The sequence below is a fragment of the Saccharothrix stipae genome, from assembly GCF_054781895.1.
Genome location: NZ_BAAGTN010000025.1, coordinates 25,946 through 51,796, shown reverse-complemented (window position 1 = coordinate 51,796; position 25,851 = coordinate 25,946). Strand labels below are relative to the sequence as shown.

The following is a 25,851-nucleotide window of genomic DNA, read 5'->3' as shown; positions in this document are numbered from 1 at the left end:
CACTCGATCAGGTATCGGTCTTTGCTCTTGCGGGTGATGTGCGGTCTAGATCGTCGGGTCGCGGCGGCCCGGGCTCGATAGTCCTCTTCGAGGAAGAGCAGGAGGGCAACACGATGAAGCAGATCGGAGCGCGCCGGGTCGGTGCGGTGACCGCGGCGCTCGTGCTCGGCCTGGTCGCCGCCCCACCCGCGTGGGCGACCAACCCGGCGGGGGTGGCGTCGGTCGGCTCCGCCGAGTTCACCAAGGACGGCACGCAGGTCAGCGTGCCGCCGCTGGCGGCGTGCGCGGTGGACGGCACGACGTCGAACCGGTCCGAGGCGGTGAGCCGCCAGGGTGTGCGGTTCGGCGCCGGGACGTCGTCGTGCACCACGGTGGTCGTGGACCCGGCGAACAACACCACCAAGACCACGTCCGAGGCGATCGGCACGGAGTTCGAGCTGTCGGCCCTGATGTCGGCGGGCGGGCCCCGGCTGCGGGTGGCCAAGTGGAAGATCACCTGCACCGGGGTCGAGACCGGCACGAACGCCGGTTGGGCGGCGGACGGCCTGTACGGCTTCGCCGGGCTGCCCGAGCAGATCCCGGCGAACTACGTGCACGAGGTGAAGTCCGGCGACGGCACGGTGCTGGCCACCGCGACGTTCGGCGAGACGCTGTTCCCCGAGCCGAACGACGGCGGCATCGCGATGAACCTGCTGCACCTGCGGTTCACCGAGGCCTCCACCGCCACCGGCGACGTCATCCTCGGCGCCACCGCCTGCTCCCCGACCCCCTGACCCCACCCACCACGAGAGTCCTACCTCCAACTCGCGAGAGTCCTACCCCCAGCTCGCGCGTGTCCTACGTTCAGAACGCGCGTGTCCTACGTTCAGGACCCCCGAGTTCAACGCTCAGCACACCGCGACGCGCGTGCGGGTGCCCGGAACCGGAACGCTCCGGGCACCCGCACGGGCGCCATCAGCCGACGTGCGGCGCACCCGCCAACGTCACGCCCGCCGCACCGAGCTGCGTCAACGCGTGGTCCACGGTCGCCCGCGCCACACCCGCCGTCAGGTCCAGCAGCACGGTCGTGGCGAACCCGGCCCCGGCCGCGTCCATCGCGGTCGCCCGCACGCAGTGGTCGGTGGCGATGCCCACCACGTCCACCTGCTCGACCCCACGCGCCCGCAGCCAGTCCACCAGCTGCTCACCGGCCCCGGACGCGCCCTCGAACCCCGAGTACGCCGCCGCGTACGCGCCCTTCGAGAACACCGCCTGCACCGCCGTCACGTCCAACTCCGGGTGGAACGACGCCCCCGCCGTCCCCGCCACGCAGTGCACCGGCCACGAGTCCACGAAGTCCGGCGTCTCGCTGAAGTGCGACCCCGGGTCCACGTGGTAGTCACGGGTCGCCACCACGTGGTCGTACGACGACGACGCGACGTGCGCCGAGATCGCCGCCGCCACGGCCGCGCCACCGGCCACCGCCAGGGAGCCGCCCTCGCAGAAGTCGTTCTGCACGTCCACCACGATCAGCGCCTTGCTCATCAGACCCCCTACAGGAACGTCGTCGGGATCGCGGGTTCGCCGCGGGACAGCTTCAGACCCTCCCACGGCACGGTCACCAGGGCGGCGCGCAACCGCTCCCGGCTCTCCGCCAGGGTGTCCAGGCCGTCCACCCGTTGTCCAGCACGGATCATCGGCACGGGGAGCAGCCGGTCGTGCTCGTCCATCGACGGCTCCTCCGCGTGCGGGAACACGACCTCCTCCAACGCCGTCCCGGTCTCCTTGTGCCGTCGCAGCGCGTTCTTGCGCCCACCGCGCGACTCCTTGAGCGAGCTGCGCTTGGCCACCGGCCGCCCGGCCACCTCGACCAGCTTGTAGACCATGCCCGCGGTCGGCGCGCCAGACCCCGTGACCAGGGACGTGCCCACGCCGTACGCGTCCACCGGCTCCGCCCGCAGCATCGCGATCGAGTACTCGTCCAGGTCGCCCGACACCACGATCCGGGTGTTCCGCGCGCCCAACGAGTCCAGCTGGTCGCGCGCCTGCCTGGCCAGCACGCCCAGGTCGCCGGAGTCGATCCGCACCGCCCCCAACGACGGCCCCGCGACCTCCACGGCCGTCTTGATGCCGTTGGTGATGTCGTAGGTGTCCACCAGGAGCGTCGTGTCCACGCCCAACGTCTCGACCTGCGACCGGAACGCCGACTCCTCGCTGTCGTGCAGCAGGGTGAACGCGTGCGCGCACGTCCCGGCGGTCGGGATGCCGTGCCGCCGTGCCGCCTCCAGGTTCGACGTCGCGGTGAACCCCGCCAGGTACGCGGCCCGCGCCGACGCCACGGCCGCCTCCTCGTGCGTGCGGCGCGACCCCATCTCGATCATCCGCCGGCCGTTGGCCGCACCCACCATCCGGGCCGCCGCCGACGCGATCGCGCTGTCGTGGTTCAGGATCGACAGCGCCAGCGTCTCCAGCACCACGCCGACGCCGAACGGCGCCCGCACCGACAGGATCGGCGACCCGGGGAAGTACAGCTCACCCTCCGGGTAGCCGTCCACGTCACCGGTGAACGAGTAGTCCGCCAGCCACGACAGGGTGGCCTGGTCGACCACGTTCGTGCGTTCCAGCAGCTCCAGGTCACGCTCGGTGAACGTGAAGTCGGCGATCGCGTCCAGCAGCCTGCCGGTGCCGGCGACCACGCCGTACCGCCTGCCCTCCGGCAGCCGCCGGGCGAAGACCTCGAAGACGCACGGCCGGTCGGCGGTGCCGTCGCGCAGCGCCGCGGCGAGCATCGTCAACTCGTAGTGGTCGGTGAACAGGGACATCGACATGGGGCGAAGCCTAAGCCGTCCAACACCGGGGCCCTGCGGGCTCCACCACGCACGGGAACATGACACCATTGGCGGTATGACCACGCCCGTCGAGCATGAGCGGACGCAGGTTGACCCGGCCGGCGAGGAGGTCCGCAGCGAGGACCGCCCCTGGCAGACCCTGGTCTGGAACGACCCGGTGAACCTGATGTCCTACGTGACGTTCGTGCTGCAGAAGCTGTTCGGCTACAGCCGCGACCACGCGACGAAGTTGATGCTGGACGTGCACCACAAGGGCAGGGCGATCGTGTCGTCGGGGACCAAGGACAAGGTGGAGGCCGACGTGGCCAAGCTGCACGCGGCCGGGCTCTGGGCGACCATGCAGCGTTCGTCGTGAAGAAGTGGACACGCACCGGCGACCAGGTGCTCGGCCGGTTCGACCGGCAGGAGGCCGCGGTGGTGCGCGGCCTGGTGAGCCAGATCCAGGACATGCTGCTGGCACGTGCCGAGGAGGCGCCGCAGGACGAGCTGGCGGAGCTCACCGGCATCCGCACCGGCCCGTCCACGCCGCCGGACGACCCGATCCTGGGTCGGCTGCTGCCCGACTTCCACCGGCTCGACCCCGACGCGCCGGACCCGGGCGAGGTCGACTCGGCCAACGCGCTGCGGTCGCTGCACGAGCCGGAGCTGCTGGACGTGAAGACCGGGGTCGCGGCGGTGGTGCTGGAGACGTGCCCGCCCGGTGGCGGTGAGGTGCGGCTGGCGTTGGAGCAGGCCGAGGCGTGGCTGTCGGCGTTGAACGACGTGCGGTTGGCGCTGGGCACGGCGTTGGACGTGCAGGAGGACATGCCGGACGAGCTGCCGCCGGACGACCCGCGGTCGCCGCACCTGGGCGTGTACCACTGGCTGACGTGGGTGCAGGAGACGCTGGTCGAAGCGGTCATGAGCTGATGCTGGTCGGGCGCGTGCCGGGGGTCGCGGTGCTGCTGACGCCCGCCGGCGCGGTGGCCGGGGTCGACGTGCGCGGCGCGCCGGTCGGCACGCGTGAGCTGGACCTGCTGGACCCGTCGACGCTGGTGCGGCGGGTGCACGCGGTGGTGCTGGGCGGGCCGGCGGCGGTCGACGGCGTGGTGCGGTGGCTGGCGGAGCGGGGGCACGGGTTCCCGGTGGGCGCGCGGCCGTTCGAGGTGGTGCCGATCGTGCCCGCGGCGCAGGCCCTGGGGCTCGTGCCGGGTGATGGTTACGCGGCTTGTGAGGCAGCTGTCCCGGTCGACGTGCCGGCGTTGGCCCACGTCGGTGGCACGGCGGTCGGCCTCGTCGTGGTGGACGCCGACCTGGATCCGGCGGAATGCCGAAGGGTCGCGATGTCGGCGCACGACGGCTTCACGCGGGCGGGCGTCACGGTCCCCGCCACCGTCTTCGCCGTGGCCACCGGCCGCCCGACCGACACCCCGCTGAACGACCTGTGCACCACCGCCGCCGACGCCCTGCAACGCGCGGTCCAACCGTCCTGAGCGTTGAACTCGGGGGTCCTGAGCGTTGAACTCGGGGGTCCTGAGCGTTGGACTCTCGCGTTCTGAGCGTTGGACTCTCGCGTTCTGGAGGTAGGACTCTCGCGTTCTGAGTGTTGGACTCTCGCGTTCTGAACGTTGGACTCTCGCGTTCTGAGTGTTGGACTCTCGTGTTCTGGAGGTAGGACACGCGGGGTGGGAGTGTTCGACTCGCGGGTCGGAGGGGTAACCGGCGGGTATGGCGGGTGTGCGGAAGGCGTTGAAGTGGGTGCGGACCAGTCCGGCGGTCGGCAAGGCGGCCGGTGCGTTGGCCGAGGCGGTGCCCGCGGCGCTGCGGCGCCGTGAGGTGACCGAACTGCTGCGCACGCGGGCGATGGGGCGGCCGGTGCACCCGGCGGTGGTGGCGCTGCCGATCGGGCTGTACGCGGCGTCGGCGGCGCTGGACCTGATGCCGGGCGGGAGCAAGGCGGCCCGGGCGTTCATCGGGGCCGGGTTGGCGATCGCGCCCGCGGCGCTGGCCACCGAGCTGGCCGAGTACGGGACGCTGGCCGAGAACGAGCGGCGCGCGGCGTTCGTGCAGCTGACGGCCAACGCGGCGGCGACGGTGTGCTACCTCACGTCGTTCCGGCTGCGCGGTCACGGGTTCGGCCTGATGGCCAGAGGCGCCTCCGCCCTCGGGCTGGCGGCGCTCGGCGCGGGCGGCCTGCTGGGCGTCCACCCGACCGACCCGAAGGTCCACCGAGCGGTCTTCGAAGGCGTGCGCGAACCGGTGTAGTGCGGGTTCTCACCAACCGGGACACCTTCCCCCACCACGTAGGATGGAGGTGTGCTGGTGATTCGCCGTGACCTCGTGGACGCGATGGTGGCTCATGCCCGTCGCGACCACCCGGACGAGGCGTGCGGGATCATCGCGGGCCCCGAGGGCTCCGACCGCCCGGAGCGGTTCGTCGCGATGACCAACGCCGAGCGCTCGCCGACGTTCTACCGCTTCGACTCGATGGAGCAGCTGCGCGTCCACCGCGAGATGACCGCGAACGACGAGGAGACGGTCGTCGTCTACCACTCGCACACCGCGACGGAGGCGTACCCGTCCCGCACGGACGTCTCGTACGCGAGCGAGCCGCAGGCGCACTACGTGCTCATCTCGACCCGTGACCCGGAGCAGCACGAGCTGCGCTCCTACCGGATCGTGGACGGCGTGGTGACCGAAGAGCCGGTCGAGGTCGTGGAGTCGTACATGTTCGCCCACACCGGCGCCGACGACACGCCCGACTGTCCCTGAGCCCTCCAGGTGCGCCCGCGCACCGCTCGTGGCACGACTCTCACCAAACCCGGCTCCTCGGAGGTACCAGCATGGCCGTCATCGTCTCCATCCCCACGATCCTGCGCACCCACACCGGTGGGCAGAAGTCCGTCGAGGCCGCGGGCGCGACGCTCGCCGAGATCATCGACGACTTGGAGACCAACCACGGTGGCCTGAAGCAGCGCCTGGTCAAGGAGGGCGCGCTCCACCGGTTCGTCAACGTCTACGTCAACGACGAGGACGTGCGGTTCGCGGGCGGCCTGGGTGCCGCGATCAAGGACGGCGACACCGTGACGATCCTCCCCGCCGTCGCGGGCGGCTGACCCACCCCGCCGGATCACCCCACCGGATCCACCTCGGAGGACTGGACCGTGGCCCGCTACGAGTCACTGCTCGACGCGGTCGGCGGCACGCCCCTGATCGGGCTGCCCCGGCTGTCGCCGTCGAAGGACGTGCGGCTGTGGGCGAAGCTGGAGGACCGCAACCCGACCGGTTCGATCAAGGACCGGCCGGTCCTGATGATGATCGAGGAGGCCGAGCGGGCCGGCGTGCTCACGCCGGGCCGCACGATCCTCGAACCGACCTCGGGCAACACCGGCATCGCCCTCGCCATGGCCGCCAAGCTCAAGGGCTACGGCCTGGTGTGCGTGATGCCGGAGAACACCTCCACCGAGCGCAAGCAGCTGTTGCAGGCCTACGGCGCGCGGATCGTGTACTCGCCCGCGGCGGGCGGTTCGAACCAGGCCGTGGCGATGGCGAAGGAACTGGCCGCGCAGAACCCGGACTGGGTGATGCTCTACCAGTACGGCAACCCGGCGAACGCGGGCGCGCACTACCACGGCACCGGGCCGGAGATCCTCAAGGACCTGCCGACGATCACGCACTTCGTGGCCGGCCTGGGCACCACCGGCACGTTGGTCGGCGTCGGTCGGTACCTGCGCGAGCAGAAGCCGGACGTGCAGATCATCGCGGCCGAGCCGCGGTACGGCGAGCTGGTGTACGGCCTGCGCAACCTGGACGAGGGCTTCGTGCCCGAGCTGTACGACGCCGAGGTGCTGACCGGCCGCTACTCGGTCGGCTCGTACGACGCGCTGCGCCGCACCAGGCAGCTGCTGGAGGTGGAGGGCATCTTCGCGGGCATCTCCACCGGTGCGATCCTGCACGCGGCGCTGGCCGCGGCGGAGAAGGCGGCGGTGCGCGGCGAGTCGGCGGACGTGGCGTTCGTGGTCGCCGACGCGGGCTGGAAGTACCTGTCCACCGGCGCGTACGCGGGCACGTTGGACGAGGCCGCGGAGCGGCTCGACGGCCACCTCTGGGCCTGAGGCCGAGGAGCTCTGGGCCTGAGGCCAGGGAGACGGAGAAGGGCCCCGCGTCATCGCGGGGCCCTTCTCCCTTGTCAACCGACCGTGCAGGGGATCCCGTTGAGCCGGAACGAGCTCGGCTTCTCGGTGTTGCCGCCGTGCGTGGCCTGGAAGCCGATCCCGACCGACGAGGACGGGTTGATCGTGCCGTTGTAGTTGACGTTGGTCGCGTTGACCATGCCGCTGGTGGGCGAGTAGGTCGCGCTCCAGCCGCCGGTGATCGCCTGCCCGTTGGGCAGGGTGAACGCGAGCGTCCAGCCGTTCACGGCCGTGGTGCCGGTGTTGGCGATCGTGACGCTCGCCGTCAGGCCGGTGTTCCAGGCGTTGACGGTGTAGGTCACGCGGCAGTTCGACACCGGCGGAGTCGTGATGGTGCTGGTGGTGGTCGTGGTGGTCGTGGACGTGCTGGTGGTCGTGGTGGTGGTGTCGACGGGGCGGTCCAGGCCGAAGAACTGGATGGCGCGCAACGCCATGCCGGAGCCCAGCAGGTTGTGGCCGGTGCCCTGCATGGAGATGGCCTCGACCTTGTCGCCGTAGCGGGAGCGCGTCCAGCCGGACTGCGGGCTGTCGGTGGACGTCGGCGTGGTGGACAGGCCGTGCACGTTGGTCCACTGGTCGACCGTCTCGCCGAAGTTCGGGTACCGCAGCGTGTCGTCCGCGGTGCCGTGCCAGACCTGCACCCGCGGCCGCGTGCCGCTGTAGCCGGGGTACATCCCGCGGGCGGTGTTGCCCCACTCCTGCGGCGTGCGGAGCACCTGGCCGTTGGCGCAGGCGCTGTTCCAGCCCGAGCCGTCGGTGGTGGCGAAGCAGCCGGCGGGCACCCCCGCGAACGCCGCGCCCGCGGCGAACACGTCCGGGTAGTTGGCCAGCATGACGTTCGTCGTCATCGCGCCGGACGAGACGCCGGTGACGAACACCCGGCCGGTGTCGCCGTTGTAGCGCTGGAGCACGTACCGGACCATCGATACCAGGCCGACCGGGTCGCTGCCGCCGTCGCGCCGCAGCGCCTGCGGGCTCGACACGTCGAAGCACTGGCCGCTGCGGGTCGCCGAGGGGTAGATCACGATGAAGCCGTACTGGTCGGCCAGGCGGGCGAAGTCCGTGCCCGAGTGGAACGCCGGGCCGGTGCCCGTGCAGTAGTGCACGGCCAGCAGCACGCCCGGCCTGGCCTGGGTGCGGTCCGGCACGTACAGGTGCATGCGCAGGTTGCTGGGGTTGGTGCCGAAGCCGGTGACCTCGGTGAGCGTGGCGGCCGACGCCTGCGGTGCGGCGACGAGGGCCAGCACGAGGGCCGCGGTCGCGGCCAGGGCGGTCACGACCGCGCCGAGGACCTTCACGGAGCCACCACCCGCCCGCTGTTGTCGATGCGACCGGGGCACAGGTTCTTGGCGGCCAAACCCTGCACGATGCGCGGCACGGCGTTGACCGTGTTCTGGTAGCTCGCGTGCATGAGCACGATCCCGCCCGCGTTGGCGCTCGTCGCGGCGCGCACGATCGCGTCGGTGGACGCGCCGTTCCAGTCCTGCGTGTCGACCGACCAGATGACCTGGGTCAGGCCGAGCTTGCGGGCCTCGTTCTGCACGGTCGCGTTCGTCGCGCCGTAGGGCGGGCGGAACAGCGTCGGCGCCTGCCCGGTCGCGTTGCGGATCGCGTTCTGGGTGTCGTTCAACTCCTTGGCCACGGCGGCGGCGCTCAGGTTCGTCAGGTACGGGTGCGACCACGAGTGGTTGCCGATCCACATGCCCGCCTGCGCGGTCTCGCGGGTCAGTTGCGGCTGTTGCTGCACGCGCGAGCCGAGGTCGAAGAACGTGGCCCGCGCGCCGGCCGAACGCAGCGCGTTCAGCAGGGGACGGGTGTACTGCCCGTTGGGGCCGTCGTCGTAGGTCAGCGCCACGTAACCGTTGCAGGCGAGCGCGACCGGACCGGCTTTCGGCGCCGGAGCGGCACCGGCGGCGTGCGTGGTGAACAGCGGCGCGGCAAACAGCAGTGCCACGGCCAGAAGGGTTCTCAAGACCATTCCCTCCTCCTTGAGGATCACGGCGAGAGTTGTCGCCACTATGTGTTCACCAGGTGGTCGCGGACAACGGGTTTCGTGAATGTTGCGAGTCTCAAATGGCCTGTTGAGCTGGGGCAACGCCCATTTGTCCGGCACCGTATTCACCGAAGACGGTTACCGGTTCGTTTACCATCCGGGTGCGGAATTGTCGCGGTTCGGCCACGCTTCGGAGGACCGCAGGCGGTGGCACGGTCCGTGACCTCGGTTGATGCATTCGAGTGAACCTGGGGTCGGTTCATTCAAGGGGTGGGAACCGGTTGGTCTTTCCGCATTTTTGCCGTCCCGCCGGCTGCTATCGTTCCGCCCATGCAATTGACGGTGCTCGGGTGTTCGGGCAGCGCGCCGGGGCCCGATCTGCCCACCTCCGGGTACCTGGTGGAAGCGGGTGGCGTCCGGATCGTGCTGGAGCTGGGCAGCGGCGTGTTCGGCCCGCTCACGCGGCACTGCGACCCGTTCGACATCGACGCCGTGCTGCTGTCGCACCTGCACCTCGACCACTGCGCCGACTTCAGCTCGCTCACCGTCCACCGGCGTGAGCACCCCGAGCCGCCCTACGACGTGAGGGAGCGCCGGTTGCCGGTGCTGGCCCCGTCGCACGCGCCGGCCCGCCTGGCCGCCGCGCACGCCGCCGACGCCGCCGAGCTGACCGCGCTGGACCTGGCCGAGACGTTCGACTTCGTGCCGCTCGCGCCCGGTCGGTACGCCGTGGGCCCGGTGGACGTCGAGGTGGCCGCCATGCGGCACATCTGCGAGGCCTACGGGTTCCGCATCTCGTACGAGGGCGTGTCGCTGGTGTTCTCCGGCGACACCGTGCCGTGCCCGGAACTGGTGCGGCTGGCCAGGGGAGCCGACCTGCTGCTGGCCGACTCGGCCTGGCGCGAGCAGGCGGGCCGGGCCAACTACCTGCACATGAGCGGGCGCGAGGCGGGCGAGGTGGCCACCTCCGCCGGCGTGGGCCGGCTGGTCCTGACCCACGTGCTGCCGTGGTCGGACCGCGAGGGCGTCCTGCGGGACGCGACCGAGTCCTTCGCGGGCCCGGTCACCCTCGCCACCCCGGGCGCCACCTACACCCTCTGACGGCCGGGGCGTTCGGCTAGCCCGCGAACGCGGTGGACGGCAGGCCCTCACCCGCGCCGGGGATCACCAGGACCGAACCGGCCAACTCGCTCAACGCGTCCTGGCTCAACCCGACCCGGGCGGTCGTCACGTAGAGGTCGGTGAAGTCCAGGCCGCCGAAGCAGACCGCCGTCGGCTGACCCACGGGCAGCTCGATCTCCCGGTCCAGCGCACCGTCCGGCGTGTACCGGTGCAACGCCGCCCCGCCCCACAGTGCGACCCAGACCGCACCGGACGCGTCCACGGTGAGGCCGTCGGGCAACCCGCGCGGCACCTCGGCCAGCGGACGGCGGTTCGTCGCCTCACCGGTCGCGCGGTCGTAGTCCAGGACGTCGATCCGCCGCTCCGCCGAGTCGACGTAGTACATGAGCGTGGCGTCGGGGCTCCAGCCGATGCCGTTGCTGACGCTCACCTTGTCCAGCACGACCTTCGCGTCACCGCTGGGCTCGATCCGCGCCAGCCACCCGCCGGGATCCTCGTCGTACCGCATCGTGCCCGCCCACAGCCGCCCCGCCGGGTCGACCGCGGCGTCGTTGCCCCGCACGCCCTCACGCGCCCAGTACACGAGCCAAGTCTTGACGCCGTCGCGGTCGATCACCGCGACGCCGTCGCGCAGGTTCACCACGATGCCGCCGCCGGACCGGGGCTTGGCCGCGCCCACGTGCTGCGGCACCTCGAACACGGCATCGTCGTCGCGCGACGGGTTGTAGCGGTGCACCTCGTTGCCGAGGACGTCCACCCAGAGCAACGTTCCGCTGGCGTGGTCCCACGTGGGGGCCTCACCCAACTCGGCTTCGGCCCGCACCGCCACTTCGATCGACACCGGCACAGCCTACGGTCACGCCCCGGCACGCCACCGGCGAACGCCGTGAACCGGACCGCGTGAGCCGCGTAACCTGGTGACGTGGACCCCACCGGCCCCAACGCCGCGTCGACGCCCGAGCCGGTGGTCGCCGCGCCCAAGCCACCGAAGCCGCCCAAGGCGGCCAAGCCACTGGCCAAGCGCGTCGTACCGCCGAGGCCCGTGCTGTCGGCCGTCGTCGTGCTCGGCTTCGTCGGCCTGCTCTACGTCGTCGAGGCCATCGACACCGTCCTCGGCGGCCGGCTCGACAACGACGGCGTGATCCCGCGCGACTTCGGCCAGTGGGACAACATCCTCTGGTTCCCCCTGCTGCACGGCGACTGGACGCACCTGACCGGCAACGCGGTGCCGCTGCTCGTGCTGTCCTACCTGGCCACGTCCGGCGGGATCAAGCAGTTCTTCCAGGTCACCGCGGTCATCTGGCTGACCAGCGGGCTCGGCGTGTGGATCTTCGGCTCCTACGGCAGCCACATCGGCGCGTCCGGCCTCGTCTTCGGCTTCCTGGTGTTCCTGCTGGTGCGCGGCATCTTCGCGCGCAGCGTGCTGCAGATCGTGCTGGCCGTCGTCGTCTTCGCCGTCTACGGCGCCGCGCTGTTGGGCGTGCTGCCGGGTCAGCCCGGCATCTCGTGGGAGGGGCACCTGTTCGGCGCGCTCGGCGGCGTCCTCGCGGCCTGGGGAGTCGCCCGGGATGCCCGGCGGAACGCCCGCACTACGCTCGACGCGTGACCGTCACCGCCGACTCGCCCATCGCGATCTTCGACTCCGGCGTCGGCGGGCTGACCGTCGCCCGGGCGATCATGGACCAGCTGCCCGACGAGCGGATCCGGTACGTCGGCGACACGGTGAACTGCCCCTACGGTCCGCTGCCCATCGCACGGGCGCGCGAGTACGCGCTGAAGGTCACCGACCGGTTGGTCGCCGACGGGGCGAAGATGCTGGTCATCGCGTGCAACACGGCGTCCGCCGCCTGCCTGCGCGACGCCCGCGAGCGTTACGACATCCCGGTGATCGAGGTCGTGCTGCCCGCCGTGCGCCGGGCCGTCGCCACCACCCGCACCGGTCGCGTCGGCGTCATCGGCACGCTCGGCACGGTCGCGTCCGGCGCGTACCAGGACGCGTTCGCCGCCGCACGGGACGTCGAGGTCACGGCGGTCGCGTGCCCGAGGTTCGTGGACTTCGTGGAACGCGGCACCACCTCCGGCCGCCAGGTCCTCGGCCTCGCCCAGGCCTACCTGGAACCGCTGCAACGCGCGGAAGTCGACACGCTCGTCCTCGGGTGCACGCACTACCCGCTGCTGACGGGCGTGCTCCAGATCGTCATGGGTGACGGCGTGATGCTCGTCTCCAGCGCCGAGGAGACCGTCAAGGACGTCGTGCGGGTGTTGACGGAACGCGACATGTTCCGCTCCGGCGACCCTGACCAGCGGTTCAGCTGCACCGGTCCGGTGGAGCCGTTCGCCCGGCTCGCGCGCAGATTCCTACCCGGGTTGGAAAAGGCGTCCTTCCAAGCCCACGGTTGACCTGGCACGCTCCACGGGTGCTGTTGACCATCCTCGGCTGCTCGGGCAGCCTGCCGGGACCGCACGGGCCCGCATCCGGCTACCTCGTCGAGGCCGATGGCTGCCGGATCGCGATCGAGCTGGGCAGCGGTGTGCTGGCCGCGTTGCAGGCGCGCCGTGACGTGTTCTCGCTGGACGCCCTGCTGTTCTCGCACCTGCACCCGGACCACTGCGCCGACTTCACCACGCTGGCGGTGACCCGCCGCTACCACACCCACCCGCCGTACGACACGCGTGAACGCAGACTGCCCGTGCACGGGCCGTCGAACACCGTCGAGCGGTTCGCCCGCGCCTACGCGGAGACGGCCGACGAACTGCTCACCACCGACCTGAGCGACGTGTTCGAGTTCCACACCCTCGCGCAGGACGTGGTGACGCGCATCGGGCCGTTCGAGATCACCGCCGTCCGGGTCGCGCACCCCACCGAGGCGTACGGGTTCCGCATCGCCACCAAGGACGCCACCCTGGCCTACACCGGGGACACCGGGCCGTGCGACGCGTTACGCGGCTTGGCGCAAGGCGTGGACGTGCTGCTGTCCGAGGCGACGTGGACGCACGCCGAGGACCGGCCGCCCGGCAAGCACCTGTCGGGCGTGCAGGCGGGGCAGCTGGCGGCGGAGGCCGGCGTCGGACGGCTGTTGCTCACCCACGTCGCGCCGTGGACGGATCGCGACGCCGTGCTGGTCGAGGCGCGTGGCCGGTTCTCCGGTCCGGTCGACGTGGTCAGCCAGGGGGACACGTACGCGGTTGACGCGCCGAAGGTGCGGGTAATCGGCGGCCATGGCAACTGACGTCGTCGAGCTGATCCTGGCCGACCACCGCAAGTTCGAAGAGCTGTTCCGGGGGCTGCGCGACCGCGGCTCCGACCGGTCGACGTTGTTGGGCGAGCTGGCGGCGTTGCTCGTGGCGCACGCCGAGGCCGAGGAGTCCGAGGTGTACCCGGCGCTCAAGCGGTACAAGGAGGTCGACAACGCCGAGGTCGACCACGGCGCCGAGGAGCACGCCGAGGGGCACCAGGCGCTGCTGGCGTTGATGGAGGTCGTCGACACCGGGTCCGACGAGTGGGAGGACAAGCTGGAGGAGCTCGTCCAGGCGCTCAACCACCACGTCGACGAGGAGGAGCGCACGATCCTCAACGACGCCCGGCAGGAGGTGCCCGACGAGCGGCGGGACGAGCTGGGCCGGTTGTTCGTGGAGATCCGGCAGAGCCGGTTGGACGACGACTGCGGTGACATCGACTACGTGCGCAAGATCGCGGCGGCCACCCGGGACCGGATCGACTAACGTCGATCGCGTGTCGGACGTCGAGGTGCGGTGGGTCGGTCAGCACGATTTCGTGGCCACGAACGACCGGGGCGCCTCGGTGCGCGTCGGCCGCAAGGGTGCCGAGGGCGCGTTCACGCCGGTCGAGCTGCTGCTCGCGGCGGCGGCGGGGTGTGCGGCGGTGACGGCGGAGACGCTGGTGACGCGCAGGGTGGACGGTGGCCTGGTGGCGCGTGCGCAGGACGTGCGTTCGGCGGACGGGCACGAGCTGACCAGCGTGCCGGTCGCGCTGGACTACGACATCTCGCAGCTGGACGCCTCGCAGCGCGCGGCTCTGGAAACCGCCGTCCTGCGCGCGATCGACCAGCTGTGCACCGTCACCCGCACCCTGAAAGCCTCCCCACCAACCCCCCTGACCCTCCCCACCTGACCCCGAGAGTCCAACGCTCAAACCGCGCGTGTCCTACGTTCACGTCGCGCGTGTCCTACGTTCGGAACACCCGAGTTCAACACTCAGGCGCCGACCGTTCGTCGTGAGCGTTCAACTCGGGGTGCCTGAACGTAGGACACGCGCGTTCTGGATGTAGGACACGCGCGGTCTGGAGGTAGGACTCTCGCGAGCTGGGGGTTGGACTCTCGCGGGGTCAGGTGGTGCCCACGCCGTTCCAGACGGCGGTGGAGCCGCTGTGGCCGATGCGCACGGTCTGGACGGTGGCGGCCGCGCCGGCGGCGATGACGAGGACGGCGACGACCACCGCGATGCGGCGCCAGGTCTTGGGGACGGCCGGGTCCTCGACCGCGGCGGCACGTTCGCGGTCGGCCAGGCGGCCCGCGACCAGGAGCGCCACGACCACCACGCCGAAGCCCAGCGCGAACGGCAGCAGGTCGTTGCCCAGGCTGGCGTGCTGGTGGATCAACGGGTTGTCGAGCGCGGCGAGCCGGGCGTACAGCTGGTCGCCCGCCCACTGCGCCAACGGCACCGAGCCGACGCCCAGCAGCGTCACGCCCAGCAGCGGCCACGCGTACCGCTGCCGCCACCGCGGCACCACCGCCATCGCCGCCGCCCCCGCGGCCGCCAGCGGGAGCAGCACCACCACCGCGTGGACCAGCAGCGGGTGCGCGGGGAGACCGAAGATCGTCACCAGGTCGTCTGCGAGTGCCATGCCTCTCCCTACGCCGGTGGGTTGCTCCCGGGTTCAGCGACATAGGGTAGTGCCGTGCTGAGGACCGATGGCAGGAACGACGACGTACTGCGCGACATCCGGATCACCCGCGGCTTCCAGCAGTGGCCGGCCGGGTCGGTGCTGATCGAGTTCGGCAACACGCGGGTGTTGTGCGCGGCCAGCGTGACCGAAGGCGTGCCGCGGTGGCGCTCCGGTTCGGGCCTCGGCTGGGTGACCGCCGAATACGCGATGCTGCCCTCCGCGACGCACACCCGCAGCGACCGCGAGTCCGTGAAAGGCCGGATCGGGGGACGCACGCACGAGATCAGTCGCCTGATCGGGCGGTCGCTGCGAGCGTGCATCGACCTGGCCGCGCTCGGCGAGAACACGATCGTGATCGACTGCGACGTGATCCAGGCCGACGGCGGCACCCGGACCGCCGCCATCACCGGCGCGTACGTGGCCCTGGCCGACGCCGTCACGTGGCTGGGTGCTGCCAACCGCCTGGCCGACCCGCAGCCGCTCTCCTGCGCCGTGTCGGCGGTGTCGGTCGGTGTCGTGGACGGCCGCGTGCGCCTGGACCTGCCGTACGAGGAGGACTCGCGCGCCGAGGTCGACATGAACGTCGTCGCGACGGACGCCGGCACGCTGATCGAGGTGCAGGGCACCGGCGAGGGCGCCACGTTCGCGCGGTCGACGTTGGACAAGATGCTCGACCTGGCCCTGGAGGGCTGTGCGCAGCTCAACCGGATCCAGGCCGAGGCGCTGGCCCTGCCCTACCCCGGCGTGCTGCCCGAGCCGAAGGCGAGGAAGCGGTGAAGGTCCTCCTCGCGTCGCGGAACAAGAAGAAGCTCGGCGAGCTGCGCCGCATCCTGCTGGCCGAAGGGCTGGACGGGGTCGAGGTGCTCGGCTTGGACGACGTGCCGCCGTTCCCGGAGGCCCCGGAGACCGATCCGACCTTCGAGGGCAACGCCCTGGCCAAGGCCCGTGACGCCTACAACGCCACCGGCCTGCCGTCGGTCGCGGACGACTCGGGCATCGCCATCGACGCCCTCAACGGCATGCCGGGCGTGCTGTCGGCCCGGTGGTCCGGCGTCCACGGCAACGACCAGGCCAACCTGGACCTGGTGCTGGGCCAGCTGCGCGACGTGCCGGACGAGCGCAGGGGAGCGGCCTTCGTCTGCACGGCCGCCTTCGTGGCCGGGGCCGGCGTCGAGACCGTGGTGCGGGGGGAGTGGCGGGGCACGATCACCCGCGAGCCGCGCGGCGAGAACGGCTTCGGCTACGACCCGATCTTCCGCCCCGAGGGCCACGACGTCACCTCCGCCGAGCTGACCCCCGACCAGAAGGACGAGATCTCCCACCGCGGCCGCGCCCTGCGCCTGCTCCTGCCCCACCTGCGCGAGCTCGCTCAGCCGTAACGGCGGCCCGGCGGCCCAAGGTCGACACCGGCCCCGGAGCGGAGCTGGTGCGACCGGGCCATCGGTCGTACGGGTGATCAGGCGGGTACGGGTGATCAGGCGGGCAGTTCGCGCAGCAGCTTGGCCACGTGGCCGGTGGCGCGGACGTTGTACATCGCCTTCTCGACCTTCCCCTCGGGGTCGACCAGGAACGTCGAGCGGATCACGCCCATGACGGTCCGGCCGTAGTTCTGCTTCTCCCCGAACGCGCCCCACTCGCCCAGCACCTTGCGGTCGACGTCGGACAGCAGCGGGAAGTTCAGGCCCTCCTCGGCGGCGAACTTGGCCAGCTTCTCCGGCTTGTCCGGCGAGATGCCGACCACGTCGTAGCCCGACGACGCGAGGTCGCCGATGCTGTCGCGGAAGTCGCACGCCTGCTTGGTGCAGCCCGGCGTGCCCGCGGCCGGGTAGAAGTAGACGACCACGCGGCGGCCGAGGTAGTCGGAAAGCGAAACGGGGTTGCCCTCGCTGTCGGGCAGCGTGAACGCCGGGGCCTGCTCGCCCGGTGACAGGCGCTTCTGCTCGGTCATGGCCGGAGACGCTACAAGGTCAGGCGACGCCCTCGAACGTCGCGCTCGGGTCCTGGTCGGCGCCGTTCGGCTCGACCAGCAGCCGCAGCCGCACGGGGTCGGCGGGCACGGCGAACGCCACGGTCAGCACGGTCTCCGCGCCCGGCGCCACCTCGTTGACCGCGGCGCCGACGCCGTTGAGGCCTTGGACCGAGTCGCGCACCTCGGCCACCGGCTGGCCGTCGACCAACGCCCGCACGGACAGCTGGCTGGTGCGGTAGGCGGTCTTGGCGCCGTTGACCACGGTGAGGGTGAACACGGCGGTGCGCGGTGACTGCGGGAACGACGTGTCGCTCGGCTTGAGCGAGGTGGGCGGCGACACGGTGACGGCCATGCCGTTGCTCCACACCCGCTGCGTGCCGAAGGCGGTGAACTCGACCGACGACGGCGCGTCGCCGCGCTGCTCGGCCACCGCGGACGGGCTCGGGGGCGTGGAAATGTCGGAGGGGTCCGCACATCCCGCCACTGCCAGGCCGAGGCACAGGCCGACGGCCAGTCTGGCGAACTTCACGAACCTCCCCTTCCCGCCCCGGCGGTGGGCTTGAGTGCGACTGCGTCCACCATGACGGTGCCGGAGGGTGAGGGGTGACCGAACCCGGTCCTTGATTCGCACCTGGTGCATGCCCGTGGCCAAGCCGTGATGACGCACGGCTGCCCGCGTGGGCGGCGCCACACCGGGCGGCACCCACGCGGGTCGGCGGCGGCCGAGCACCGGGCGGGCGTTGCCGCCCGGAAGTTGGGGAGCGCGTCGGGGGGCGTGCGCGCTCCACTCTGATCATCGCGGCCGGTGGCGGAACCGCTACACCTATACTTCGGTCTTCACCCGTTCGGACGCACCCTGAACGGACGAACGCGGAGCCGCCGGGCGTTGGGCGATCTCCGCCAGGAGCTCGTAGGACCGGAGCCGGTCCACCTGCTCGGCGACCATCGTGGTCACCATCAGCTCGTCGGCCCGGGTCTCCTCCAACAACCGCTCCAGCTCCGCCGCCACGGTCTTCGGCGAGCCGATGACCTGCGACGCGATCCGGTCCTCGAAGATCAGCCGCTCGACGTCGGTGTACGGGTAGTCGGCGGCTTCCTGGTCGGTGGCCAGCGGGCCGGGCCGACCGCTGCGCAGCCTGACGAACGCCAGCGCGCCGGGGCCGGCGATCCGGTGGGCGTGCTCGTCGGTGTCCGCCACGATCACCGAGGCGCATACCAGCGCGTACGGCTCCGCCAGCCGTTCGGAGGGCCGGAACCGCTCGCGGTACAGGGCCAGCGCGGGCAGCGTGTTCTCGGCGCTGAAGTGGTGGGCGAACGCGAACGGCAGCCCGAGCAGGCCCGCGACCTGCGCGCTGTACCCGCTCGACCCGAGCAGGAACACGTCCGGCTTGTTGCCCTCGGCGGGCATCGCGTTGAGCTCCTCGGTGCCGTTGAAGTAGCCGGTCAGCTCGCCGAGCTGCTGCGGGAAGTCGTCCACCGACAGCGGGCCGGCCGTGCGGCGCAACGCCTGCGCGGTGCGCTGGTCGGTGCCGGGCGCGCGGCCGATGCCCAGGTCGATGCGGCCGGGGTGCAGGGCGGACAGCGTGCCGAACTGCTCGGCCACCACCAGCGGCGGGTGGTTGGGCAGCATCACGCCGCCGGAGCCGACCCGCAGCGTGGTGGTCGCGTCGGCCACGTGGCCGATGAGGATCGCGGGCGAGGAGCTGGCGATGCCGGGCATGTTGTGGTGCTCGGCCAGCCAGAACCGGGTGAAGCCCAGCCGTTCGACGTGTTGCGCCAGCTCACGCGTGTGCTTGAGCGCCGTGCGCGCGTCCGTCGCCGTGGTGACCGGGGCGAGGTCGAGCGCGGACAGCGGCACGTCGCGGAGAAGGGTCATGCCTTCGACCAACGCCGAAGACCCCGAATGCCTTCCTGGTGTGACAGTCACGACACCGGGAAGCGCGCGGCCGAGCCCCGACGTTGACCAAGACATGGACGTGGTGGTCATCGGTGCAGGTCAGGCGGGGTTGTCCGCGGCCTACTTCCTCCAGCGCGCGAACCTCGACCACGTCGTGCTGGACGCCGACGCCGGTCCGGGCGGCGCGTGGCGGCACCGCTGGCCGACCCTGCGGATGGCGACCGTGCACGGCATCCACGACCTGCCGGGCATGCCGTTCGCCGAGCCCGACCCGACCGCGCCCGCCAACGAGGTGCTGCCCGCGTACTTCGCCGACTTCGAGCGCCGCAACGGCATCGAGGTGCGGCGGCCCGTGCGCGTGCACGCCGTCCGCGACCACGGCGGCCTGCTGCGCGTGGAGACCGATCAGGGCGTCTGGGAGACCGGGGCCCTGGTCAACGCGACCGGCACGTGGAGCCGCCCGTTCTGGCCCCGCTACCCCGGCCAGGAGCTGTTCCGCGGCCGTCAGCTGCACTCCTCGCGGTACCGGGGGCCGGCGGAGTTCGCCGGGCGGCACGTGGTCGTCGTGGGCGGCGGCACGTCCGCGGTGCAGCAGCTGCTGGAGATCGCCCGGCACGCCGCCTCGACCACCTGGGTGACCCGCCGCGAGCCGGAGTTCTCCGATGAGCCGTTCACGCCGGAACTCGGCCGTGCCGTGGTCGCCAAGGTGGAGGAACGCGTCCGGCAGGGCCTGCCGCCCCGCAGCGTGGTCAGCGTGACCGGCCTGAGCCTCACCCCGGCCGTGCGCGAGGCCCTCAAGACCGGCGTGCTGGACCGCCGGCCGATGTTCGAGCGGATCACCGAGGACGGCGTGACCTGGTCCGACGGCACGCGCCAGGCGGTCGACGCCATCGTGTGGGCGACGGGGTTCCGCGCCGCGCTCGACCACCTGGCCCCGTTGCGGCTGCGCACGCCCGGCGGCGGCATCCGGCTCGACGGCACCAGGGTCGTCGCCGACCCGCGGGTGCACCTCGTCGGCTACGGCCCCTCGGCCAGCACGGTCGGCGCCACCCGGGCCGGTCGTGCGGCGGCGAAGGAGATCAAGGCGTTGCTGTCCCGCCGACAGGCCGCTTGACCAGCCTGGCCGCCTTCTGCCCGAGCAGGTGCGCGCCGACGCCCAGCTTGTACCGCAGCACGTCCAGCCGGCCGACGTTGCGCCGGATCAGGAACTCGCGGGTGGCCGCCGCGTCGAAGAACCACGGGAACAGCGACGACGGGTCGTTGAACCCCTCCCACAGCTGCTCGCCGATGTCCTCCCGGCGTGACGCGGCGAGCATCACGCGCTGCTGGGCGTCGGTCAGCGGCGCGAGCAGCCCGTTGGAGAAGTCGCTGGTGTAGCGGCCGCGCTCCCACCACTCGTCGAACCGCTCGGTCAGCCACGACGCGGTGAACGGCCCGCCGTGCGCGGTCAGCTCCCCGGCGAAGAACCGGGCCATCCGGGTGGCGTTGTTCGCGCCCTGGCCGGCCAGCGGGTCGTTGAGCACGACCGCGTCGCCGAGGCCGAGCACGTGCCGCCCGGACGGCAGCACGGCCACCGGCTTGCGCACCACCGGCACGATCCGGCCCTTGACCCAGGTCACCGGGCTGGTCGCGCGGGCGGGCCGCAGGAACGCCGACTCGTGCGGCAGCATCTCGTCCACCACGCCCTTGAGCACGTCCAGGCCCTCGTCGGCCGAGGTCACGTCCTGGAACCGGTCCGCCCGACCGCCCGGCGTGGCCTCCACCACGATGCTGCGCGACTCGCCGACGTCCTTGTCGTGGAACGGGATCCAGAACACCTCCAGGGTGCCCGGCAGGAACGAGAACACCCCTTCCCGGTGCTCGGGCCGGGCCGCCAGGTCGTACCCGTGGATGTTGACCATGAACAGGCTGCGCTGCGGCTCGGAGTGCACCGACCGCTCCGGGTCGCGCTCGAACAGGCCGGTCAGCGACTTGTGCCCGGCCGTGACGACGACCAGGTCGTGCGTCGCGGCCAGCCCGTCCAGGTCGTCCGCGTCGACCTCGCCGATCACCACCGACGCGCCGCGCGACTCGACCTCACGCAGCCCGGCGGCGAACTTCAACCGCTGGTCGACCGCCAGCGCGGGCTTGCGCAGCGGCGCGTCGACGGAGAACGCGAGCGACCGGTCGTCCGTGAACAGGTCCAGGTGGATGCGCCGCATCCGGGACGCCTCGGGCCAGAAGTCCAGGCCCAGCTCGGCCTCGTACTCCACCTGGTCGCCGAACAGGCAGGCGGTCGGCCGGCCGCCACCGCCGAGGTGCTCCTCCGCCGTCCGGTCGGAGTAGAGCGTGACCCGCCAGCCGGCGCGCAACAGCGCCGCCGATAACACCAGACCCGCTTGACCTGCGCCGACGACGGCTATTGTGCCCACGCCACAAATCCTGTTCAGCGGGTTGGCGATAGCCAATAGCACAATCGGGTCGACTAGCCTCGACCAGGTGCACAGGGGGTTGCGCGCCGTCGCCGGGCTGGTGCTCGGGTTCGGTTCGGCGCTGCTGGACCTGCTCGTCGTGGTGTTCGCCCGCAGGGCGGCCGTCCGGGTCGCGGGGCTGGAACGACGGCGGCTGCGGGCGTTCCTCGGGATCGACAGCGCGGCACCGACGCGGGCGCAGGCCGTGCGGTACCTGGCCGTGCGCGCGCCGGTCGGCCTGTTCGGCGGGTTCGTGCTGGCCTGGCTGTTCTACGGGCTGGCGATGGGCGCGATCGTGCTGTACCGGCTGTTCGCGGGCGGCCCGAAAGACGGCCTGGACCCCTCCGACGACTGGACCGCCTTCCTGTGGACCGGGCTGATCGGCCTGGTGCTGCTCTACATCGAGGTGCAGGGCATCATCGGGGTGATCGCGCTGGAGGGGAAGGTCGCCCGCCGCTGGCTCGGCCCGAGCGAGGCCGAACTGCTGCGCCTGCGCATCGACGAACTGGCCGAGAGCCGGGCGGGCATCGTGGCCGCGGTGGACGCCGAGCGCAGGCGCATCGAACGCGACCTGCACGACGGCGTGCAGCAGCGGCTGGTCGCGCTCGGCATGCTGCTCGGCCGCGCCCGCCGCCACCCCGACCACGCCGACGACCTGCTGGCCCAGGCCCACGAGGAGTCCCGGCACGTGCTGGAGGACCTGCGCGAGGTCGCCTGGCGGGTCTACCCGGCGGCGCTGGACTCGCTGGGCCTGGTCGACGCGCTGGAGGCGGTGGCGGACCGGTCCTCGATCCCGGTGCGGATCCGGTGCGCGCCGCTCGACGCCGCGCCGCAGGTCGAGACGGCGGTGTACTTCGTGGTGTGCGAGGCGGTGACCAACGCGGCCAAGCACTCGGGTGCGACCATGATCGACGTGGACATCACCGAGGAGGCGGGCGCGGTGCGCGTGCGGGTCGCGGACGACGGCGTCGGGGGAGCGGACCCGGCGGGCGGCGGGCTGGCGGGCCTGCACCGGCGGGTGCTCGCGCTGGACGGCGCGTTCGGCGTGGCCAGCCCGGCGGGCGGCCCCACGGTGATCACCGCGGAGGTACCGTGCGGGTGATCCTGGCGGAGGACTCGACGTTGCTGCGCGAGGGCCTGGTGCGGCTGCTGGTCGAGGAGGGCCACGAGGTGCCCGCCGCCGTTGGCGACGCGGAAGCGCTGATCAGCGCGGTGGCGGCGCACCTGCCGGACGTCGTGGTGACCGACGTGCGGATGCCGCCCACGAACTCCGACGAGGGCCTGAAGGCCGCGTTGGAGATCCGCAGGCGGTTCCCGGGCGTCGGCGTGCTGGTGCTGTCGCAGTACGTCGAGCAGCGCTACGCCGTCGACCTGCTCACCGAGCACGCCGACGGCGTGGGCTACCTGCTCAAGGACCGGGTGGTCCAGGTGGAGGAGTTCCTGGACGCGCTGCGCCGGGTCGGCGCGGGTGACGTGGCGTTCGACCCGGAGGTGGTGCGGCGGTTGCTGGCCCGCAAGAGCCACCCGTTGGACGTGCTGACCGAGCGGGAGCGGCAGGTGCTGGCGCTCATGGCCGAGGGGCACACGAACAACGCGATCGCGTCCCGGCTGCACGTGTCGCGCAGCGCGGTGGAGAAGCACATCAACTCGATCTTCGACAAGCTCGGCCTGTCCGATGTGGACGGCTACAGCCGGCGGGTGCTGGCGATCCTGCGCTACTTGCGCGCGTGAGCCGGCTCGTCGTCCGACTTGCCCTTGTCCTTGCGGGTGAGCCTGGACACCACGAACCACACCACGGCCAGCGCCACCAGGACCAGCACCACCTTGGACACGATCCCCATGTACCGCTCGACGAGGTGGTAGTTCTCGCCGAGCACGTACCCGGCGAGGATCAGCGCGGAGTTCCAGATCAGGCTGCCCGCCGCGGTCAGCAGCAGGAAACCGGGCAGCGGCATCCGCTCCACCCCCGCCGGGATGGAGATGAGGCTGCGGAAGATCGGGACCATCCGGCCGAAGAAGACCGTCGCCTTGCCGTGCCGGGCGAACCACTCCTCGGACCGGTCCACATCGGACACCTTCATCAGCGGCATCCGCTGCGCGATGGCCCTGATCCGGTCACGGCCGAGCGCGGCACCCAGGTAGTAGAGCGCGAGGGCGCCGGCGACCGAGCCGGTGGTGGTCCACAGGATCGCGGCGAACAGGTTCATCTTGCCCTGGCTCGCGGTGAACCCGGCCATCGGCAGGAACAACTCGCTCGGCAGGGGCGGGAACAAGTTCTCCAGCGCGATCGCGATCCCGGCGCCGGGCGCGCCGAGCGCTTCCATCAGGTCGGTGACCCACGAGACGACATCCATGTCTTCACGTTACGAACGCGCCGAGCCCGTCACCATGAAGCCGACCGCACGACGGGGTGTGGAAAACCCCAGTGCCGGACGCGGTGGTTCAGCGCGCGGCGTGTGCGGCCAGGCCCCGGGCGTACCGCGAGATCACGGCCTGGAGCACCAGGCGGTAGAGCCACCCCGTCCCGCGTGCCTTCGGCTCGAACGACGAGTACCAGTGGATCGCCGTCCCGTCGCCGTCCGGCTCGAGGTCGATGAACGCCTGGTAGTCGCGAATGGCGAGACCTGACAGCAGGACGTAGCCCACCCGCCGGTTCGGCGTCAGTTCGACGACCTCCTCCCTCGTCCGGGCCTTGCGGCCTTTGTTGTGGAATACCCGCACCTCGCCGACCCCACTCGCATCACCCGCGCGTTCCCGTTCGTGCCGCAGCACCGGCGACCACCTCGGCCACGTCGAACTGTCCGCGACCAGGCGGTAGACCCGTTCCGGCGGTGCGGCGCTGCGCACCGTGACGTCCACTCTCTGTACCATGTGGTACATGTACCATCCGGTACATGACGGAACAAGGGGTGGCCAGGCAGCGCCTGCTCACGGCGGTGGTGGAGCACCTGGCCGAGCGGGGTCTGGGCGACCTGAGCCTGCGTCGGCTGGCCGAGGCCGTCGGCACCAGCCACCGGATGCTCATCTACCACTTCGGCTCGATGGAGGGCCTGCTGGTCGAGGTGGTGCGGGAGGTGGAGGCGAGGCAGCGGGCCGTGCTGGCCTCCCTGCCGACCGACGACCCGGCCGAGGCCGCCCGCGCGTTCTGGCGCACGCTCACCGACCCGGCCCTGCGCGCCCACGAACGGCTGTTCTTCGAGCTCTACGCCCAAGCCGCCCAGGGTCGCCCCGGCACGACACCCCTGCTGGACGGCATCGTCACCGACTGGCTGGAACCGGTGGCCGCCATCCAGCGCTCCCTGGGCCACCCGCCGGACGTCGCCGCCGCCCGCGCCCGCCTGGGCCTGGCCGTCGCCCGGGGCCTCCTGCTCGACCTGATCGCCACCGACGACGAACCGGCCGTCACCGCCGCCATGGACCACTTCATCACCCTGATGATCCCCTGACCCCGCGAGAGTCCAACCTTCAACCCGCGCGTGTCCTACGTTCAGAACGCGCGTGTCCTACGTTCGCGTACCCCGAGTTCAACGCTCAGGCGCACCCGTAAGATCGGTCGGCGTGAAGCGGATCCCGGTGATCGTGGTCGCGGGGTTCCTCGGCTCCGGCAAGACCACGTTGCTCAACCACCTGCTCGGCGGCAGCCGCGGCACCCGGATCGGCGTCGTGGTCAACGACTTCGGCGCCATCGGCATCGACGCGATGAGCGTGGCCGGCCAGGTCGACTCCACGGTCTCGCTCAGCAACGGCTGCCTGTGCTGCGCGGTCGACGTGAGCGAGCTCGACGGCATGCTCGCCAAGCTCGCCCCGCTGGTCGACGTGATCGTGATCGAGGCGAGCGGCCTGGCCGAACCGCAGGCCATGGCACGGATGGTGCTCGCGAGCGAGAACCCCCGCCTGACCTACGGCGGCCTGGTGCTGCTGGTCGACGCGGCGGAGTTCCCGGACGACCTGGCCCGGCACCTGCGCGTGGCGGACCTGGTGGTGCTGAACAAGGTCGACCGGGTCGGTGACGCGTCCGCGCTCGCGGCGAAGATCGACCGGCTCGAACCGGGCGTGCCCGTGGTCCACTCGTCGTTCGGCCGGGTGGACCCGGCGCTGCTGTTCGACCCACGGCCGCGCGAGCGGTTCGGCCAACTGTCCTTCGAGGACCTGGTGGACGAAGAGCACGACCACGTGCACTACGACAGCGTGGAGTTCACCGGCGGTGCGATGAACCCGGTGCGGCTCATGGCGTTCCTCGACGCACGCCCCAAGGGCCTGTACCGGATCAAGGGGTTCGTCCGGTTCGACGTGCCGGGCCACCGGCAGCGGTTCGGCCTGCACGCGGTGGGCGCGTTCCTGCGGTTCGAGCGCTCGGCGTGGCCGGGACCGCGGCGCACCGAGCTGGTGCTGATCGGCACCGGCCTGGACGTGGCCGCGATCCGCGCCGAGCTGGCCGCCTGCGAGGAACCGGACCCGGCCGCGGTGGACCCCCAGTCGATGCTGGAAGTCCTGCGCTACGCGGCCTGAACGC

33 protein-coding genes are annotated in these 25,851 nt (G+C 71.7%); 21 read left to right on the top strand and 12 right to left on the bottom strand.

Translation table 11 applies throughout. The annotated features are described in order from the left end of the window. The first annotated feature begins 113 nt into the window (after positions 1 to 113). Positions 114 to 773 (top strand): hypothetical protein, encoded by a 660-nt coding sequence (locus ACYVLT_RS36680; protein WP_461124762.1) that lies wholly within the window; start codon positions 114 to 116, stop codon positions 771 to 773. 181 nt (positions 774 to 954) lie between these two features. On the opposite strand, the gene ACYVLT_RS36675 is transcribed toward ACYVLT_RS36680, so the two are convergent. Continuing rightward, positions 955 to 1,524, bottom strand: coding sequence for an isochorismatase family protein (locus tag ACYVLT_RS36675; RefSeq protein WP_461124761.1), 570 nt, complete (start codon positions 1,522 to 1,524; stop codon positions 955 to 957). Between the two features lie 8 nt (positions 1,525 to 1,532). Further along, positions 1,533 to 2,807 (bottom strand): nicotinate phosphoribosyltransferase, encoded by a 1,275-nt coding sequence (locus ACYVLT_RS36670; protein WP_461124760.1) that lies wholly within the window; start codon positions 2,805 to 2,807, stop codon positions 1,533 to 1,535. Between the two features lie 76 nt (positions 2,808 to 2,883). Between ACYVLT_RS36670 and clpS the strand changes: the two genes are divergently transcribed. The 7 genes from clpS to ACYVLT_RS36635 all read left to right on the top strand — a co-directional run bounded on the left by clpS (position 2,884) and on the right by ACYVLT_RS36635 (position 6,922). After that, on the top strand, positions 2,884 to 3,183 hold the full coding sequence (gene clpS / locus ACYVLT_RS36665) for an ATP-dependent Clp protease adapter ClpS (RefSeq protein ID WP_360451854.1): 300 nt from the start codon (positions 2,884 to 2,886) through the stop codon (positions 3,181 to 3,183). Then, entirely contained in the window at positions 3,180 to 3,737 is a 558-nt protein-coding gene (locus ACYVLT_RS36660) for a DUF2017 domain-containing protein (RefSeq protein ID WP_461124759.1), read from the top strand. The genes clpS and ACYVLT_RS36660 overlap by 4 nt, the downstream gene beginning before the upstream one ends. After that, a complete protein-coding gene (locus ACYVLT_RS36655; protein ID WP_461124758.1) occupies positions 3,737 to 4,300 on the top strand; it encodes a P1 family peptidase in 564 nt (187 codons plus the stop codon). Before ACYVLT_RS36660 ends, ACYVLT_RS36655 begins: the two co-directional genes overlap by 1 nt. 235 nt (positions 4,301 to 4,535) lie before the next feature. Continuing rightward, on the top strand, positions 4,536 to 5,072 hold the full coding sequence (locus ACYVLT_RS36650; RefSeq protein WP_461124757.1) for a DUF2231 domain-containing protein: 537 nt from the start codon (positions 4,536 to 4,538) through the stop codon (positions 5,070 to 5,072). Between the two features lie 51 nt (positions 5,073 to 5,123). Further along, positions 5,124 to 5,579 carry a M67 family metallopeptidase gene (locus ACYVLT_RS36645; protein ID WP_461124756.1) on the top strand — a complete coding sequence of 152 codons (456 nt, stop codon included), beginning with the start codon at positions 5,124 to 5,126 and terminating at the stop codon, positions 5,577 to 5,579. Between the two features lie 71 nt (positions 5,580 to 5,650). Continuing rightward, positions 5,651 to 5,923, top strand: coding sequence for a MoaD/ThiS family protein (locus ACYVLT_RS36640; protein ID WP_461124755.1), 273 nt, complete (start codon positions 5,651 to 5,653; stop codon positions 5,921 to 5,923). Between the two features lie 48 nt (positions 5,924 to 5,971). Beyond that, complete coding sequence (locus ACYVLT_RS36635) at positions 5,972 to 6,922, top strand: PLP-dependent cysteine synthase family protein (RefSeq protein WP_461124754.1); 951 nt, start codon at positions 5,972 to 5,974, stop codon at positions 6,920 to 6,922. Positions 6,923 to 6,996: 74 nt separating this feature from the next. On the opposite strand, the gene ACYVLT_RS36630 is transcribed toward ACYVLT_RS36635, so the two are convergent. Continuing rightward, positions 6,997 to 8,298, bottom strand: a complete 1,302-nt coding sequence (locus ACYVLT_RS36630) for an extracellular catalytic domain type 1 short-chain-length polyhydroxyalkanoate depolymerase (RefSeq protein ID WP_461124753.1) — start codon at positions 8,296 to 8,298, stop codon at positions 6,997 to 6,999. After that, a complete protein-coding gene (locus tag ACYVLT_RS36625; protein WP_461124752.1) occupies positions 8,295 to 8,954 on the bottom strand; it encodes a polysaccharide deacetylase family protein in 660 nt (219 codons plus the stop codon). The genes ACYVLT_RS36630 and ACYVLT_RS36625 overlap by 4 nt, the downstream gene beginning before the upstream one ends. 369 nt (positions 8,955 to 9,323) lie before the next feature. Between ACYVLT_RS36625 and ACYVLT_RS36620 the strand changes: the two genes are divergently transcribed. Further along, entirely contained in the window at positions 9,324 to 10,094 is a 771-nt protein-coding gene (locus tag ACYVLT_RS36620) for an MBL fold metallo-hydrolase (protein WP_461124751.1), read from the top strand. A gap of 16 nt (positions 10,095 to 10,110) precedes the next feature. On the opposite strand, the gene ACYVLT_RS36615 is transcribed toward ACYVLT_RS36620, so the two are convergent. Then, the gene (locus ACYVLT_RS36615) at positions 10,111 to 10,956 is read right to left on the bottom strand and encodes an SMP-30/gluconolactonase/LRE family protein (RefSeq protein ID WP_461124750.1); all 846 of its coding nucleotides are present in this window, start codon (positions 10,954 to 10,956) and stop codon (positions 10,111 to 10,113) included. Between the two features lie 81 nt (positions 10,957 to 11,037). Here ACYVLT_RS36615 and ACYVLT_RS36610 point away from each other — a divergent pair, with 81 nt between their 5' ends. Genes ACYVLT_RS36610 through ACYVLT_RS36590 form a run of 5 tightly spaced genes read left to right on the top strand, consistent with a single transcriptional unit; the run spans position 11,038 to position 14,247 of the window. Next, positions 11,038 to 11,721: a rhomboid family intramembrane serine protease gene (locus tag ACYVLT_RS36610; RefSeq protein ID WP_461124749.1), complete on the top strand. Its 684-nt coding sequence runs from the start codon at positions 11,038 to 11,040 to the stop codon at positions 11,719 to 11,721. Next, entirely contained in the window at positions 11,718 to 12,515 is a 798-nt protein-coding gene (gene murI, locus ACYVLT_RS36605) for a glutamate racemase (protein ID WP_461124748.1), read from the top strand. Before ACYVLT_RS36610 ends, murI begins: the two co-directional genes overlap by 4 nt. A gap of 17 nt (positions 12,516 to 12,532) precedes the next feature. Next, positions 12,533 to 13,345 (top strand): MBL fold metallo-hydrolase, encoded by an 813-nt coding sequence (locus ACYVLT_RS36600; protein WP_461124747.1) that lies wholly within the window; start codon positions 12,533 to 12,535, stop codon positions 13,343 to 13,345. Further along, the gene (locus ACYVLT_RS36595; protein WP_461124746.1) at positions 13,335 to 13,838 is read left to right on the top strand and encodes a hemerythrin domain-containing protein; all 504 of its coding nucleotides are present in this window, start codon (positions 13,335 to 13,337) and stop codon (positions 13,836 to 13,838) included. The genes ACYVLT_RS36600 and ACYVLT_RS36595 overlap by 11 nt, the downstream gene beginning before the upstream one ends. A gap of 10 nt (positions 13,839 to 13,848) precedes the next feature. Continuing rightward, a complete protein-coding gene (locus ACYVLT_RS36590; protein WP_461124745.1) occupies positions 13,849 to 14,247 on the top strand; it encodes an OsmC family protein in 399 nt (132 codons plus the stop codon). A 214-nt stretch (positions 14,248 to 14,461) separates the two neighbouring features. On the opposite strand, the gene ACYVLT_RS36585 is transcribed toward ACYVLT_RS36590, so the two are convergent. Beyond that, the gene (locus ACYVLT_RS36585; RefSeq protein WP_461124744.1) at positions 14,462 to 14,980 is read right to left on the bottom strand and encodes a DUF2231 domain-containing protein; all 519 of its coding nucleotides are present in this window, start codon (positions 14,978 to 14,980) and stop codon (positions 14,462 to 14,464) included. A gap of 54 nt (positions 14,981 to 15,034) precedes the next feature. On the opposite strand from ACYVLT_RS36585, the gene rph reads away from it, so the two are divergent. Together rph and rdgB are read left to right on the top strand one after the other, a co-directional pair. Then, positions 15,035 to 15,799 (top strand): ribonuclease PH, encoded by a 765-nt coding sequence (gene rph / locus ACYVLT_RS36580; protein WP_461124743.1) that lies wholly within the window; start codon positions 15,035 to 15,037, stop codon positions 15,797 to 15,799. Beyond that, a complete protein-coding gene (rdgB, locus tag ACYVLT_RS36575; RefSeq protein WP_461124742.1) occupies positions 15,796 to 16,401 on the top strand; it encodes an RdgB/HAM1 family non-canonical purine NTP pyrophosphatase in 606 nt (201 codons plus the stop codon). Before rph ends, rdgB begins: the two co-directional genes overlap by 4 nt. A gap of 95 nt (positions 16,402 to 16,496) precedes the next feature. Here the strand turns inward: rdgB and bcp are convergent, their stop codons facing one another. The 3 genes from bcp to ACYVLT_RS36560 form a co-directional block, all read right to left on the bottom strand. Further along, positions 16,497 to 16,970, bottom strand: coding sequence for a thioredoxin-dependent thiol peroxidase (gene bcp / locus ACYVLT_RS36570; protein WP_461124741.1), 474 nt, complete (start codon positions 16,968 to 16,970; stop codon positions 16,497 to 16,499). Positions 16,971 to 16,989: 19 nt separating this feature from the next. Beyond that, the gene (locus tag ACYVLT_RS36565; RefSeq protein ID WP_461124740.1) at positions 16,990 to 17,520 is read right to left on the bottom strand and encodes a hypothetical protein; all 531 of its coding nucleotides are present in this window, start codon (positions 17,518 to 17,520) and stop codon (positions 16,990 to 16,992) included. 294 nt (positions 17,521 to 17,814) lie between these two features. Beyond that, positions 17,815 to 18,867 carry an LLM class flavin-dependent oxidoreductase gene (locus ACYVLT_RS36560; protein WP_461124739.1) on the bottom strand — a complete coding sequence of 351 codons (1,053 nt, stop codon included), beginning with the start codon at positions 18,865 to 18,867 and terminating at the stop codon, positions 17,815 to 17,817. 94 nt (positions 18,868 to 18,961) lie between these two features. On the opposite strand from ACYVLT_RS36560, the gene ACYVLT_RS36555 reads away from it, so the two are divergent. Continuing rightward, complete coding sequence (locus ACYVLT_RS36555) at positions 18,962 to 20,002, top strand: FAD-dependent oxidoreductase (protein WP_461124738.1); 1,041 nt, start codon at positions 18,962 to 18,964, stop codon at positions 20,000 to 20,002. On the opposite strand, the gene ACYVLT_RS36550 is transcribed toward ACYVLT_RS36555, so the two are convergent. Further along, complete coding sequence (locus tag ACYVLT_RS36550) at positions 19,968 to 21,299, bottom strand: styrene monooxygenase/indole monooxygenase family protein (protein ID WP_461124737.1); 1,332 nt, start codon at positions 21,297 to 21,299, stop codon at positions 19,968 to 19,970. The two genes, ACYVLT_RS36555 and ACYVLT_RS36550, sit on opposite strands and share 35 nt — an antisense overlap. A gap of 67 nt (positions 21,300 to 21,366) precedes the next feature. Here ACYVLT_RS36550 and ACYVLT_RS36545 point away from each other — a divergent pair, with 67 nt between their 5' ends. Both ACYVLT_RS36545 and ACYVLT_RS36540 read left to right on the top strand, forming a co-directional pair. Then, on the top strand, positions 21,367 to 22,440 hold the full coding sequence (locus tag ACYVLT_RS36545; RefSeq protein ID WP_461124736.1) for a sensor histidine kinase: 1,074 nt from the start codon (positions 21,367 to 21,369) through the stop codon (positions 22,438 to 22,440). Then, entirely contained in the window at positions 22,431 to 23,069 is a 639-nt protein-coding gene (locus ACYVLT_RS36540; protein WP_360451906.1) for a response regulator transcription factor, read from the top strand. Before ACYVLT_RS36545 ends, ACYVLT_RS36540 begins: the two co-directional genes overlap by 10 nt. Here the strand turns inward: ACYVLT_RS36540 and ACYVLT_RS36535 are convergent. Both ACYVLT_RS36535 and ACYVLT_RS36530 read right to left on the bottom strand, forming a co-directional pair. After that, a complete protein-coding gene (locus ACYVLT_RS36535; RefSeq protein WP_461124735.1) occupies positions 23,054 to 23,692 on the bottom strand; it encodes a DedA family protein in 639 nt (212 codons plus the stop codon). The two genes, ACYVLT_RS36540 and ACYVLT_RS36535, sit on opposite strands and share 16 nt — an antisense overlap. 88 nt (positions 23,693 to 23,780) lie before the next feature. Then, complete coding sequence (locus ACYVLT_RS36530) at positions 23,781 to 24,197, bottom strand: SRPBCC family protein (RefSeq protein WP_461124734.1); 417 nt, start codon at positions 24,195 to 24,197, stop codon at positions 23,781 to 23,783. A gap of 35 nt (positions 24,198 to 24,232) precedes the next feature. Here ACYVLT_RS36530 and ACYVLT_RS36525 point away from each other — a divergent pair, with 35 nt between their 5' ends. Both ACYVLT_RS36525 and ACYVLT_RS36520 read left to right on the top strand, forming a co-directional pair. Continuing rightward, a complete protein-coding gene (locus tag ACYVLT_RS36525) occupies positions 24,233 to 24,784 on the top strand; it encodes a TetR/AcrR family transcriptional regulator (RefSeq protein WP_461124733.1) in 552 nt (183 codons plus the stop codon). A gap of 112 nt (positions 24,785 to 24,896) precedes the next feature. Further along, positions 24,897 to 25,847 carry a CobW family GTP-binding protein gene (locus tag ACYVLT_RS36520; RefSeq protein WP_461124732.1) on the top strand — a complete coding sequence of 317 codons (951 nt, stop codon included), beginning with the start codon at positions 24,897 to 24,899 and terminating at the stop codon, positions 25,845 to 25,847. Positions 25,848 to 25,851 lie beyond the last annotated feature (4 nt).

Excerpts from the sequence above, each read along its gene's own strand:
- ACYVLT_RS36680 (WP_461124762.1), top strand. The coding sequence starts at position 114 with ATGAAGCAGATCGGAGCGCGCCGGGTCGGTGCGGTGACCGCGGCGCTC.
- ACYVLT_RS36675 (WP_461124761.1), bottom strand. The coding sequence starts at position 1,524 with ATGAGCAAGGCGCTGATCGTGGTGGACGTGCAGAACGACTTCTGCGAG.
- ACYVLT_RS36670 (WP_461124760.1), bottom strand. The coding sequence starts at position 2,807 with ATGTCGATGTCCCTGTTCACCGACCACTACGAGTTGACGATGCTCGCC.
- clpS (WP_360451854.1), top strand. The coding sequence starts at position 2,884 with ATGACCACGCCCGTCGAGCATGAGCGGACGCAGGTTGACCCGGCCGGC.
- ACYVLT_RS36655 (WP_461124758.1), top strand. The coding sequence starts at position 3,737 with ATGCTGGTCGGGCGCGTGCCGGGGGTCGCGGTGCTGCTGACGCCCGCC.
- ACYVLT_RS36650 (WP_461124757.1), top strand. The coding sequence starts at position 4,536 with ATGGCGGGTGTGCGGAAGGCGTTGAAGTGGGTGCGGACCAGTCCGGCG.
- ACYVLT_RS36640 (WP_461124755.1), top strand. The coding sequence starts at position 5,651 with ATGGCCGTCATCGTCTCCATCCCCACGATCCTGCGCACCCACACCGGT.
- ACYVLT_RS36620 (WP_461124751.1), top strand. The coding sequence starts at position 9,324 with ATGCAATTGACGGTGCTCGGGTGTTCGGGCAGCGCGCCGGGGCCCGAT.
- ACYVLT_RS36595 (WP_461124746.1), top strand. The coding sequence starts at position 13,335 with ATGGCAACTGACGTCGTCGAGCTGATCCTGGCCGACCACCGCAAGTTC.
- ACYVLT_RS36585 (WP_461124744.1), bottom strand. The coding sequence starts at position 14,980 with ATGGCACTCGCAGACGACCTGGTGACGATCTTCGGTCTCCCCGCGCAC.
- bcp (WP_461124741.1), bottom strand. The coding sequence starts at position 16,970 with ATGACCGAGCAGAAGCGCCTGTCACCGGGCGAGCAGGCCCCGGCGTTC.
- ACYVLT_RS36560 (WP_461124739.1), bottom strand. The coding sequence starts at position 18,867 with ATGACCCTTCTCCGCGACGTGCCGCTGTCCGCGCTCGACCTCGCCCCG.
- ACYVLT_RS36555 (WP_461124738.1), top strand. The coding sequence starts at position 18,962 with ATGGACGTGGTGGTCATCGGTGCAGGTCAGGCGGGGTTGTCCGCGGCC.
- ACYVLT_RS36535 (WP_461124735.1), bottom strand. The coding sequence starts at position 23,692 with ATGGATGTCGTCTCGTGGGTCACCGACCTGATGGAAGCGCTCGGCGCG.
- ACYVLT_RS36525 (WP_461124733.1), top strand. The coding sequence starts at position 24,233 with ATGACGGAACAAGGGGTGGCCAGGCAGCGCCTGCTCACGGCGGTGGTG.